A 12,895-nucleotide genomic window follows, 5' to 3' on the forward strand; every position below is an offset into this window, starting at 1 on the left:
AATGGAAGGCCACCCTTTTTGATCGGGGAAAACAGGCCATTGAAAGCATAAAGTTGCCCACGGCAGCTGCGGGAGATAGTTTTGTGATTACGCTAAATACAAAAATATGAACCGATTTATCAGCTTATTTATCCTCCTGCTATCCTCCGCCAGCCTGTGGGCGCAGCCCGGAATCCGCCCCTTAAAAATAAAAGACGGTCAGCTCCCTGTTGAGCAGCTGCAGCCCCTGGTATCAGAAATGGCAAAGCACAGTATCGTAGGACTGGGAGAGGGCACCCATGGCACCAAAGAGTGGAACGATACCAGGATCGCTATTATCAAAGAACTGGTAGCAAAGAATGGGTTCCGCGTCCTGTGTTTTGAGAACGCTTTCGGCGACACCTATTATTTCAACCAGTGGTTGAATTCGAACAAGCCGGTCAGGGAAGGCATGAAACAGTACCTGATTGCCCTCTGGCAAACCCGCGAACTGGAAGGATTATTCGAATGGGTGCGGCGGTTTAACCGGCAACATGCCGACAAAATAACGATCGCCGGGATGGATTTTAACTACCTCGGCAATACGGCAGCCCTGCTCCGGGAGCAAGCAAAGCCCCTGCAGCACCCGCTGCTGGAGCAGTGGACACAGGAACTGCAGCTCACCGCGCAGACGTTTGACTCCATCTGGAACTGCCAGATGAAAGGCGTAGGCCGCAAGGATTTTATCTCGGTCATTACCCATGGGACTAGTAAACTACACCAGGTTGACAGCCTGGTGAAAACAGACACGCTCCCCGTTTCTGAAACATTTCAGCGCGCGCTGCTGAACGGCCTTTGCTGGACCAGCGGGGAAGACAACCGGGACAGCGGTATGGCGAATATGGCGGTCAGCATCGCTGGCAATAGTAAAATGATCGTATGGGCACACGCCGTTCACCTGGCGCTCCGGTCGCCGTTTAACGACCATGCGGTAGGCGGCTGCGGCGGATATATTAAAAAGAAAGTGCCGGCCTATTACGCGCTGGGCACAGGAATGTCTGCCGGCACTTACGGCGGAACGGCAGACCGCTTCGATACCAAACAGAATGTAATGCAGGCTTATGCTTTGCCGGCTGTTACTGCCCCCAGCTGGGACAGTTTGTTCCATCAGCAGGCGCTCCCTGCGTTTTATATAGATCTGCACAAGGCGTCCGCTGACACTACGCTCCGGCCTTTGCGGCTTGTGGGTTACGGACCGCCGGCGTCCATCTCTTACAGCGATCCCGTTCGTTTAAAAGATTTGTTCGATGGGTATCTTTTCCTGGAATATACCAGCGCGCCTGATTACCTGCCCTGATATCGTAAAAAATTATAGTTTGATGTATGGTCCGTTCCGGAGAGGCTTTCCCGGAACGGATTGTTTTTGTATGACCTACCGGCCGCCGCTCCGGGACTGTTTTCTGCCGGCCGTTTTCCCTCCGGCGGCAAAAAAAAATCGCTGTTTCTGCCGGCCTCCTTATGATTCTTTGCCGTCAACTCCTTAGTTTTACGGGGAACAATGATCGAAGCTACATGAGCAGCATGCCATCAGAAACTGTCATATGTGAGCGCTTGGCGGCGGGAGACGGGGATGCATTTACCTGGCTGTACGAACATTATCAACCAAAACTGTTCCTTTTTGTCTTCCCGCTGACGGGTTTTTCCAGGCAGGACACCGACGAGGTGGTCCAGGATATTTTTGTAAAGCTGTGGTTAAGGAAAGAAACACTGGTAACGGTGCAGTCGCTGCAGGCTTATCTTTTTATGATGGCCAAAAACCGGCTGTACGACCTCCGCATGGCCGCCGCCCGGCAGTCGAAAGCCCGGGACGTGCTGGCGCTGCAACAGGACGACGCCCACACCGATGTACAGGAAAAAGTGCAATTCAACGAATACCATGAAATAGCCCGCAAGGCCATAGCCGGGCTTACGCCGCAGCGCCGCCGGATCTTTCTGCTCCGCAATGAAAGCGGCCTTTCACTCGATGACATCGCCATGGAGCTCCATATCTCCAAATTCGCCGTAAAAAAACAATTGTACGAAGCGGTACGCGATGTAAAGACCTACCTGAAAAAACATGCCGGCCTCGATGCAGCCCTGCTGGCGCTCCTCTTCACCTCCCTGAAATAACCGCTCAAAAAAAATATTTTTTCGCAGGTGTCCTTTCCGGACTCCGGGCAGTCTTATTAGTAACAGCACTATGGAACAGGAACAAATGACAGCCTTACTGGAGAAATTTGCCGCCGGCATTACGCTGACGGAGCAGGAGCAACAGGCCTTTACACAATACATGGCCACCTTGCCGGAAGAGCAATATCGTGCGCTAATGGACCGCTACGAGCAGGTGGTGCTACTGGCGCCGTCCACTCCGGAGCCGGACCTGCAGCTGCTGGCACAGGTAAGGGAGAAAATAGCTGTGCTGGAAACGGAACCCCGACCGGTAATAGGCTGGTGGCGCTACGCCGCGGCGGCTGCCGTACTGATGGGCGTGTTCTCCACCGGATGGTATTTTCTGAACAGCCGACACAAAGCGACGGATACTGTTGAACAGGCGGACCAGCTGTCCCGGCACGATATTGCCCCTGGCGGCAACAAAGCGGTGCTCACGCTGGCCAACGGCAGCACTGTGGTGCTGGACGATGCGGCCAACGGCACCATCGGTCAGCAGGGTGCAGTAAAGGTCATCAAACTCAATAACGGTCAGCTGGCCTACACCGGCGCCGGAACGGCGGCCGACGTGAAGGTGTTATATAACACCATCGCCACGCCCCGCGGCGGCCAGTACCAGGTGGTACTGCCCGACGGTAGTAAAGTGTGGCTCAATGCCGCTTCCTCCCTGCGTTTCCCGGTCAGTTTCCGGGAAGATAGCCGCGAGGTGGAGCTCAGCGGAGAAGCTTATTTTGAAATCGCCGGCATTACCGCCGCTTCAAAAAACGGCGGCACGCACAAACGCCCTTTCCGCGTGAAAACAGGCGATATGGCCGTGGAAGTGCTGGGCACCCACTTCAATATCGCTGGCTATAGCGACGAAAAGGCTATCAGGACCACCCTCACCGAAGGATCGGTGAAACTGGTGAAGGGCAACGCCAGCACCCTGATCCGCCCCGGCGATCAGGGCATCCTGGACAACAACGCGGCCGCCTTTAAAGTGGTGCCTGCCAACGTAGAAGAAGTGCTGGCCTGGAAAAACGGGTATTTTCTTTTTGATAAGGCAGATATACAAGCCGTTATGCGGCAGGTAGCCCGCTGGTACGATGTGGAGGTAGCCTTCGAAGGTACGCCCACCGCCCGCGAGTTCGTGGGCACCATCAGCCGGCAGGAACCGCTGTCGAAAGTATTGCGCCTGCTGGAGTTAAGTCATGTACACTTTAAAGTGGAAGGAAGGAAAATTATTGTCGTCTCTTAAATAAAAAAACATCAACCAAACCGGCAGTTATGAACAAAAGCCCGTGAACAATGAACTGCCCGGAAAATAAAAAACCAGGAGCGCTTGGACCCGCCCCTGGTGGATTATTGCCGGGAGATTATCAACCAATGTTTCCGCTAAGATCAATTGATTATTTAATTCCCTAACACAACAAATGTATGCATTCCCTTCGTTATGCAAAAGCTTCGCCACCAAAGGGGCTTTTAGTCAGTAAAAGTCTGCTTATTATGAAATTGACCGCACTGTTACTACTGGTGGCCTTTTTACAGGTAAATGCCACCGGCTATTCCCAGTCCATCAGCCTCTCGGGAAAGAAGATGCCGCTGGATAAAGTTTTCAGGGCCATCGAACACCAGAGCAATTACCGGTTCTTTTACGATTACCGGGAACTGAAAACATCATTGCCCATAGACGCTGATTTCCGCAAGGCCTCCCTCCAGGACGTGCTTACCGCTATCCTGAAAGGCCAGCCCTTTACCTTCACGATCGAAGATAAAATGATCGTTGTCGCCCGCAAACCGGAACCACCAGCCGCTCCCGCTGTAACGACAGTCGTGCCGGCCGATATCCGCGGTACGGTGAAAGACGAACAGGGCAACCCCGTCCCCGGCGTGTCCGTCGGTGTAGTGGGCACCGCCCGCGGCACCATTACCGACGCCCAAGGCGCTTTTGTGCTCAGGGCCAACGCCGGCGAAACGCTGAAATTCAGCATCCTCGGCTACAAGCCTTATACCGTCCAGGTAGGGACAGACAACACGCTCAACGTAGTGCTGCATCCCGAAGCCAGCGCTATCAGCGAAGTGGTGGTGGTAGGTTACGGCACGCAGAAAAAATCACAGCTCATCGGATCGGTATCGCAGATCAACGCGGAAAAAGTCAATAACCGGACGGTACCGCAACTGTCCAACGCCCTCACCGGCCAGATGCCCGGCGTAACGGTGATACAGCGCTCCGGCAGGCCCGGCGCCGCCGGCGGCGAAATACAGGTACGCGGCGTAGGCTCCTTCGGCGCAGGCCCCGGCGCCCTCATCCTCGTGGATGGGATACCGGTCAACTCCTTCAACGATGTAAATCCCAATGATGTGGAAGCAGTGTCCGTGCTGAAAGACGCCTCTTCCGCCGCCATCTATGGCGCCCGCGCGGCCAACGGGGTGATACTCATCACCACCAAATCCGGCAGCGCCACCGGTAAACTGAAAGTGAACTATAACGGTTACGTGGGTACGCAGAAGCCGACGGCATTGCCGCAATCGGTGAACTCATGGGAGTTTGCACAGGCCATGAATGAAGCTGTGCCAGGGTCCTATTCTGAAGCGGAGATACAACAGTTTAAAGATGGCAGCAATCCGGATAACTATCCCAACTCCAATTTCTACAAGGACTTCTTTAAACCCTATGGCATCCAAACAGGCCATAATATCTCCCTGGCCAATGGCAACCAGATTAGCCAATACCAGCTGTCTTTCGGGTATATCCGGCAGAACGGCATCGTGGCCCGCAATAGCTACGACCGCTATAACGTGCGCTTAAACCTGCTCACCAATATCACCCGTAAGCTGAAGCTTACTACGCGCATCGCCTCTTCGCTGTCCACCACCAACGAGCCGGCGCCACCGGCCACGCTGGATTTCAACAACATGCTCGACATGATCGGCCAGGTAGTGCGGTATTCCCCGATATATCCCATCCGCATGAGCAACGGCGACTGGGGCGTGGGCATCAACGGCAAAGGTACACCTGTGTCCAACCTGGAAAGTGAGTCTTTCTACAAGGAAAAAGGAATAGACCTGAACGGTAACCTGCGGCTGGACTGGAACGTGGTGGAGGGACTGAAACTCTCTGCGGTAGGCGGCGGATATATCAATTACGGCGATAACAAACGTTTCCTCGCCTCACAGTATCTCAATAACATCACCACATTAGGACCGTCTACCTTAACGCAGGGCAACCGCAATTCCAATTATAAAACCATGCAGGCGCTGGCGGAATACAATAAGCGGCTGGATAAGCACAGCTTTACCGTGCTGGGTGGTTACTCTTTTGAAGAGTTTGTGATCGACTCTGTGAGCGCTTTCCGCCGGAACTTCCCCGGTAATACGCTGACGTCCATCAACCTGGGATCTGCCGACGGTCAGACCAATGACGGCGGCGCTGCTGCCTGGGCTTTGTCTTCTTTCTTCGGCCGTCTGCAGTACAACTTCAACAGTAAATATTTCGCAGAAGGGGTGTTGCGTTATGATGGCTCTTCCCGCTTTCCTGCCACCAAAAAATATGCGTTCTTCCCCGCAATGGCGCTCGGTTGGCGCATCTCCGAAGAACCATTTATGAAGGATAATGTAAAATGGGTGGATGAACTGAAAGTAAAAGCCTCCCGTGGTACGCTGGGCAACCAGAACATCGCCAACTACGGCTGGCAGAACATCATGAACGCAGGCACGAAATACAATTACAGCTTCGGCGACCAGGTGGCTACGGGCGTGACGCTGGTAGATCTCGCGGATCCTACGCTCCGCTGGGAGTCTACCCGCTCTACCGATGTAGGGGTGGACTTCACGCTCTTACGCGGACTGCTCACCGGTAGTGCCACCTACTTCGATAAATATACCTATGACATCCTCGTCAGCCCCGGTGGCAGCGTGTCCAGGGTACTGGGCTTTAACGTGGGTGTGAAAAACTCCGGTAAACTGAAAAATACCGGTTGGGAATTTACCCTGGGGCACCGCAATACCGTGGGCAAGTTCAGCTACAACATCGACGCTAATTTCAGCATCATCAACAACAAAGTATTGGATGTAGGCGTGGGCAATGTATTACAACCCAACGGACTGATAGGCAATGTGGGCAACGCCGGATCACCTTTATTCATTGGTTATCCTGTGAACCTCTACTATGGGTATGTGGCCGACGGTCTGTTTGTAGATGCCGGCGAAGGCGCTTCCTGGCCGGACCAGTCCGCGCTGGGCTCCCAGAAAAAACCGGGCGATATCCGCTACAAAGACATCAGCGGCCCCGACGGAAAACCGGATGGTAAGATCACCCCGGCTTACGACCGGGTGGTGCTGGGCAGCCGTATCCCGCGTTATACTTTCGGGCTTAATCTCGGCGGCAAGTACCGCAGTTTCGATCTCAATGTGCTGATGCAGGGCGTGGCCGGCGTAAAAGGTTACCTGGAGGGCTATGCCGGTATTGCGTTGAACAATACCGCTACCGTGCAGCGCTGGCAGTTTGACGAACGCTGGACGCCGGAGAACCCCGACCGCAACGCCAAATACCCGCGCATGGAACTGGTGCCTAACACCGGTACCGGCAATACGGTGCAGTCTTCCTACTGGATGCTGAATGGTTCTTATCTGCGTATTAAAAATATCCAACTGGGTTACAGCCTGTCGCCCGCCGCTATCCGCCGCATTGGCATCGATGGATTGCGGGTAAGCCTGGCAGCAGAGAATTTATTTACGTTTAGCCGTTACCGTAAAGGGTGGGACCCTGAAGTCAATACCGGCGGCGCCTACTATCCCATCCTGCGTAACTACACCCTGGGCATAAATGTTAGTTTCTAATCTTCAAATGACTGAAAATGCGAATACCTTACAGATATATAATAGCTGCCTGCCTCTTGCTACTACTGGGCAGCGGTTGCAGCAAAAAACTGGATAAAGCGCCCCTGTCTCAGTTCTCCAACGAGAACTTCTGGAAATCCGAGGGCGACGCCATGCTGGCGCTGGCGGCGGTTTACCGTGGCAATATCACCGGCGGCACAGAGTTTACATTGTCCGACTGGTGGTCTTACGTGGGCATCGTGTTCCTGGACATGTCTACCGACAACCTCTACGACAGGAGAGGGGACAACTCCGACGTGAACAAACTGACGAGCGGCGGGCTGACAGCCACCAACTCCCAGATCACCAACTACTGGAGCGGCGGCTATACCCGCATCGCCCGCTGCAACTACTTCCTGGAAAATGTCAACAAGGTGCCGGCATCTCCCGATAAAATCAAAAGAATGACGGCGGAGGTCCGCTTTATCAGGGCTGCTACCTACTTCTACCTCTCCCAGTATTTCGGCGGTGTGCCCCTCGCCACCAAAACCATGACGGTAGATGAAGCCAACACCATTAAAAAAGCAACGAAACAACAGGTGGTGGATTTTGTGATGACAGAACTGACCGCCGCCGTGGCGGACCTGCCCAGGTACAAAGACCTCTCCGCGCCGGAAAGAGGCCGCGCCAGCAAACAGGCCGCACTGGCCTTCCTGGGCCGCCTGCAGCTCGCAGAGAAAAAATATGGCGATGCGGCTGCTACCTACAAAACCATCATCGACTATAATGACAATATCATCGACGCGAACTACAAAAGCCTTTTCGATGGTACCAACGAAACCAGCAAAGAGCTGATCTTCGCCATCCAGTATGTGCCTAACCTGGTGCCCAACGGGATGCTGCAGCATTTCTTCCCGGCCATCAACAGCGGATGGCACCTGATGAACCCACTGGGCAGTCTTGTAGAGAGCTATGAGTTTAAAGATGGAACGCCTTTTTCGTTTACCGATCCCCGTTATAACCCGAAAGATGTCGGTGAAAACCGCGATCCGAGGCTGGGTTACAACGTGCTCTATAACATGCAGACATTCAACGGCCGTACTTATGTATCTCATCCGGATTCCACCAAGTCTGTCGATCAGCTGACGCTCACCCGTCAGGCTACCCGTACCGGCTACTGTATCCGTAAGTACCTGCCCGACAATTTCTCCGGCGATTTACAGAACTCCGGCATCGACATGCCGGTGGTCCGTTACGCAGAAGTGCTGCTCAGCTACCTCGAAGCGCAGCTGGAAGCCGGCGGCCCTGTGGACCAGGCGCTGCTGGACGCTACCATCAACCAGGTGAGAGGCCGCGCCTCCGTGGCAATGCCGAAGGTGACCACCGTCGACCCGGTAGCGCTGCGGACCATCCTGCGCCGCGAGCGCCGAAACGAGCTGGCCAGCGAAGGTCTCCGCTACTGGGACCTGCTGCGCTGGGGCAACATCGCGCAGGTGCTGAACGGAGATTTTTATGGCGCACCATTCCCCGGTGCCGTAAATTTACGCAAGAAAGGTTCCTCCGCAGATCCATATAGCCGCTGGTTTGTCACCACCAAGGCTTTCCGCGCCGGTACCGATGAAAAGTGGCCCGTGCCGCAAAGTGAACAGGACATAAACCCTAATCTGAGATAACATGCATTACGTGAAAAAATTATTGTTTACCGCTATCCTGGCGGGCGTGGCCCATACGGCGGTAAAAGGCCAGCAGAAAGGACAACAGCCCAATGTGATCATCATCTATGCAGATGATCTGGGTTATGGGGATATCAGCTGCAACGGCGCCACCCGCGTGAAAACACCGCATATCGACCGGCTGGCGTCGGAAGGTATCCGCTTCACGAACGGTCATGCCACCGCAGCTACGTGTACACCTTCCCGTTATTCCATCCTCACGGGTGAATACGCCTGGCGTAAAAAAGGCACCAATATCCTCCCCGGCAACGCGTCGCTGATCATACCCACCGACCGCACCACGCTGGGCAACATGTTCCAGCGCGCCGGCTACCGCACGGCCTGCATCGGTAAGTGGCATCTCGGCATCGGCGCTCAGGGAGAGCCGGACTGGAACGGGGAACTGAAACCAGGTCCGCTGGAAACAGGCTTTGACTACGCCTTTTTCTTTCCCGCCACGGCCGACAGGGTGCCTACCGTATATGTGGAAAACCACCGCGTAGTAGCCCTCGATCCGAAAGATACCATACAGGTCAACTACCACCAGAAAATCGGTAACGAACCTACCGGCAAAGAAAACCCGGAACTGCTTAAAATGCATTCCACCCCGGGACAGGGCCATAACCAGACGATCGTGAATGGCATCGGCCGCATCGGCTGGATGACCGGCGGACAACGTGCCCGCTGGACAGACGAGTCGCTGGCAGGCGACTTCGTCAACCAGGCGCAGCTCTTCATCGAAGAACACCACCGCAAACCCTTCTTCCTGTATCTCTCGCTCAGCGATATCCACGTGCCCCGCATGCCGGGCACCCGCTTCAAAGGCAAGAGCGAAATGGGCTATCGCGGCGATGTGATTATGCAGCTGGACTGGTCAGTAGGAGAGATCATGAAAACACTCAACTACCTCGGTATCGCCAAAAACACCATCGTTATTTTCAGCAGCGACAACGGCCCCGTGCTGGATGACGGGTACATCGACGGCGCTGTTGCCCAACAAAGCGGCCACCAGCCCGCCGGCGCCATGCGTGGCGGCAAATACAGTATCCTCGAAGGCGGTACCCGCGTGCCTTTTATCCTTAGCTGGCCCGGCACCGTGAAACCCGGCGTTTCCGGCGCACTGGTGAACCAGATCGACCTGCTGGCGTCTTTTGCAGCCATGCTCCGCCAGCCGCTGAAAGAAAATGAAGCACCCGACAGCTGGAACATACTGGGCGCCTTGCTCGGCAAATCGCAACAGGGCCGCAGCAGCATGGTGGAACAAGCCGGCACGCTGGCGCTGGTAAAAGGCGACTGGAAATACATTGTACCGCAGCATGGTCCCAAATTGCTGAAAGACGTGAACATCGAATCCGGGCTGGACACCATCCCGCAGCTGTACAACCTGAAAGCCGACCTGGGAGAAAAGAACAACCTGGCAGCCACCCATCCCGAAATGGTAAAAGAGATGGCTACCATGCTGGAAACCATCAGGACCAGTGGCCGCAGCCGCTAAAAGTACCGGCCATGAAAAAGTATTTGTTATGCCTGAGCGCTTTCCTCGTTGCTGCTACCGTGCAGGCGCAGCAAGGGAAAGCGCCCGGGCCCAATGTTATCTTCATCTACACCGATGATATGGGACGAGGTATGTTGTCGGAGTATGGACAACAGATTGTCCCAACGCCCAACATCGACAAGCTGGCGCATGGCGGCATGCGCTTCGACAATATCTACGGCAGCATGTACTGCGCGCCCGCCAGGGCCAGTATGCTTACCGGTTACAGCGATGTGCGGAAAGGAAAATTTACGCTCAACCGCGCAGGCATCTATATCAATTACCTGCAGGGAAAACTCACGCTGCCGGAAGTAGATGAACGCCTGGCGCCCTTTGAGCAGTCGGAACATCCGGGCATGGTGCTGCCGCAGGTGTTTAAGAAAGCCGGTTATGTGACTGGTGAAATAGGTAAGCTGGAATGGGGCTTTGCCACATCGCGCCGGCAGATGGCCGCTCACGGGTGGGACTACTACTATGGCTACCTCGATCATCGCATGTGCCACGGCTTCTATCCGATGGTGATGTTCGAAAACGGGGAACCGGTGCGCATCGCAGGCAATACCCGGCCGGACTCGTATCCGGACAGCGCCGCTTTACGGAACGGAAAAGAAAAACCGCAGTATGCAGAACACCTGTTCATGGACAAAGCGCGTCGCTTTATCGTGAGCAATAAAGACAAGCCCTTTTTCCTGTATTATCCTACCAACCTGCCGCATGGACCGGTGTCCGTACCGGCCATCGATCCGGTGTTTGCCAACAATCCCCGGTTGACCGAACGGCAGAAGATGTATGCCACCATGGTGAAAATGGTGGACGACAACGTGGGCGCCTTCATGCACCTGGTGGATTCGCTGGGCCTGAGCAAAAATACCCTGATCATTTTCGGGTCCGACAACGGACACTGGTTGTACTATGAAGGTAAACAGCCGCGATATGACAACATCACCACCCGCTTTTATAGCGATGATGGAGCAGATGTTTTCAATGGCAATAACGGGCTGGCAGGCCTGAAAGAGACCAACTGGGAAGGCGGCGTGAGGGTGCCGTTTATTTGTTACTGGCCGGGGAAAGTGCCGGCAGGTACGGTCAACCGCAACCTGGTGGCCGGCTACGACCTGTTGAGCACTATGGCCGACCTGCTGCAGGTACAGGTGCCCGACCGGAAAGATGGCCGTTCCTATCTGCCGTCGCTGTTGGGGAAGAAGTCCGTCCCTCGTGATAATGTGGTGTTCTCCTCGTTCATGGGGCCGGCGCTGGTCACCCGCGACGGCTGGAAACTACGCACCTGCCTGCTGGACAATAAAAACATTTTCCAGCTATACCATCTGCCCACAGACTACAGGGAGATGAAAGACTTATCCGCTCAGTACCCTCAAAAGGTGGATTCGCTCAAACGGGAGCTGACAAAAGCCTGCGACGGGCAACTGCAGCATGGTATATTTTATTTCTCCCGGCTGCCGGCCACGGTGTTATAGCATTTACGATTTTTTGATTTACGATTTTTTGATTTTCACGAATAAAAAATGAAGACCAAAGCGGATTCACTACCTGATTTGGTCTTCGTCATTATCAATCTGTGAAATCAAAAAAATCGTAAATCAAAAAATCCCCAAATGACCCCGTGTCGGTTTTGTTCTATTTTCCGCGCCGGCGGCGTGCTAGTTTTGACATATAAAAACAAACAAACCATGAAAACAGCACCCGTTTTAATATTAGGTGGTACCGGTAAAACCGGCAAAAGAGTCGCCCAATTATTAGCTGAAAAAAAACGGCCTTTCCGGATAGGCTCCCGTTCCGGTTCACCGGCTTTTGACTGGGAAGACCCCGCTACCTGGCCTGCTGCGCTGGAAGGCGTTGGCGCGGTATACATCAGCTATTATCCTGATCTCGCCGTTCCGGGGGCTACAGACGCTATTCGTGCGCTCACACAGCTGGCGGCGGAAAGTGGGGTGAAGCGGCTGGTGCTGTTGTCTGGCCGCGGCGAAAAAGAAGCGGAAGCCTGCGAAGAGATCGTGAGCAACGCCGGAATGGAATGGACGGTCCTGCGCTGCGCCTGGTTCAGCCAGAACTTCAGCGAAGGGTACCTGCTGGAGCCGCTGCAGGCGGGATTTGTAGCGCTTCCTGCCGGTGATGTGCGCGAACCCTTCATCGATACCGACGACATCGCGGAGGTAGCCGTGGCGGCGCTGACGGAAGAGGGCCATGCAGGAGAGCTGTACGAGCTTACCGGGCCCCGGCTGATGACTTTCGCGGAAGCGGTGGCGGAAGTGGCCGATGCTGCCGGTCGACCGATACAGTATCAGCAGGTGAGCGCCGAAGAATATGCCGGGATGCTGAAAGAGTATGGTTTGCCGGATGATCATATCTGGCTGGTGAATTATCTTTTCTCAGAAGTGCTCGACGGCAGGAATGAAAGCCTGGCTGACGGCGTACAACGCGCGCTAAAAAGGGCCCCCCGTGATTTCAAAGCTTATGTCCGGGAGACTGCAGCATCGGGGATCTGGGCCCGGCAATAGTCATCAAATACGGAAAAATATCAGGGGCTGATCCTTGGTTCCTGATATTTTTAGTATGCATAAATAGTTCAATATCAGTATAATTAACTTATCGAGCAGCAGATTTTCCGTATTGCGTAAATGCTTTTCCCGATTCGCCGGGTATAAGAACCGAACCCGGCGTTTCTTTG

8 protein-coding genes are annotated in these 12,895 nt (G+C 54.5%); all 8 read left to right on the top strand.

Going from position 1 to position 12,895, the window contains the following annotated elements; genetic code table 11:
* Nucleotides 1-106 precede the first annotated feature (106 nt).
* The 8 genes from HF324_RS10680 to HF324_RS10715 all read left to right on the top strand — a co-directional run bounded on the left by HF324_RS10680 (nt 107) and on the right by HF324_RS10715 (nt 12,725).
* Nucleotides 107-1,315: an erythromycin esterase family protein gene (locus tag HF324_RS10680; RefSeq protein WP_168802461.1), complete on the top strand. Its 1,209-nt coding sequence runs from the start codon at nt 107-109 to the stop codon at nt 1,313-1,315.
* A gap of 224 nt (nt 1,316-1,539) precedes the next feature.
* On the top strand, nt 1,540-2,127 hold the full coding sequence (locus HF324_RS10685) for an RNA polymerase sigma factor (RefSeq protein WP_168802462.1): 588 nt from the start codon (nt 1,540-1,542) through the stop codon (nt 2,125-2,127).
* Between the two features lie 70 nt (nt 2,128-2,197).
* Complete coding sequence (locus HF324_RS10690; RefSeq protein ID WP_168859751.1) at nt 2,198-3,403, top strand: FecR family protein; 1,206 nt, start codon at nt 2,198-2,200, stop codon at nt 3,401-3,403.
* A 248-nt stretch (nt 3,404-3,651) separates the two neighbouring features.
* On the top strand, nt 3,652-6,984 hold the full coding sequence (locus HF324_RS10695; protein WP_246269486.1) for a SusC/RagA family TonB-linked outer membrane protein: 3,333 nt from the start codon (nt 3,652-3,654) through the stop codon (nt 6,982-6,984).
* A 17-nt stretch (nt 6,985-7,001) separates the two neighbouring features.
* Nucleotides 7,002-8,636, top strand: coding sequence for a RagB/SusD family nutrient uptake outer membrane protein (locus HF324_RS10700; RefSeq protein WP_168802464.1), 1,635 nt, complete (start codon nt 7,002-7,004; stop codon nt 8,634-8,636).
* A 10-nt stretch (nt 8,637-8,646) separates the two neighbouring features.
* Nucleotides 8,647-10,170 carry a sulfatase family protein gene (locus HF324_RS10705; RefSeq protein WP_258539482.1) on the top strand — a complete coding sequence of 508 codons (1,524 nt, stop codon included), beginning with the start codon at nt 8,647-8,649 and terminating at the stop codon, nt 10,168-10,170.
* An 11-nt stretch (nt 10,171-10,181) separates the two neighbouring features.
* Complete coding sequence (locus HF324_RS10710) at nt 10,182-11,684, top strand: sulfatase-like hydrolase/transferase (RefSeq protein WP_168859753.1); 1,503 nt, start codon at nt 10,182-10,184, stop codon at nt 11,682-11,684.
* A gap of 213 nt (nt 11,685-11,897) precedes the next feature.
* A complete protein-coding gene (locus HF324_RS10715) occupies nt 11,898-12,725 on the top strand; it encodes an NAD(P)H-binding protein (protein WP_168859754.1) in 828 nt (275 codons plus the stop codon).
* Nucleotides 12,726-12,895 lie beyond the last annotated feature (170 nt).

This window comes from Chitinophaga oryzae (assembly GCF_012516375.2).
GTDB lineage: Bacteria > Bacteroidota > Bacteroidia > Chitinophagales > Chitinophagaceae > Chitinophaga > Chitinophaga oryzae.